1 pseudogene is annotated in these 444 nt (G+C 43.7%); it reads right to left on the bottom strand.

The features are described from left to right. Positions 1 to 308: pseudogene (locus tag ACTHUR_RS21035) on the bottom strand (A/G-specific adenine glycosylase); the annotation flags it as partial. Between the last annotated feature and the right edge of the window lie 136 nt (positions 309 to 444).

Here is a 444-nt window from a genome sequence, read left to right as displayed (position 1 = left end):
CTACCGCCGGATTGTGCGACGACTTGTTGCACTGCTTTTTGCAGTTTGCGTGCGCGGCTGTAATAGCCCAAGCCTGCCCATAAAGATAAAACCTCGTCTTGCGGCGCGGCGGCAAGAGATTGCACAGTTGGGAGTTTGGCTAAGAAACGAGGATAGTAGTCCAATACGGTGGCAACCTGCGTTTGCTGGAGCATGATTTCTGAAAGCCAGACGGAATAAGGATCTTTGACCTGCCAAGGCAAGTCGGGACGGCCGTGTTGCCGTTGCCAATCAATGAGTCGGCGTGCGAATGATGTGGGTATGTTCATTAATATTTACCTTTTAATTATTTATTTTTAAAACAATACGGTATATCATAATATTATAAATAATAATCAGAATTGACTTATCTGGTGGAGGGGTATATAAATATAGTTAACGTGGATTTACGCAGTATTGTTAAAG

The organism is Neisseria sp. P0021.S007 (assembly GCF_051956855.1).
The sequence above is the reverse complement of the archived record's forward strand: the minus strand, read 5'-3'. Positions and strand labels throughout refer to the sequence as shown.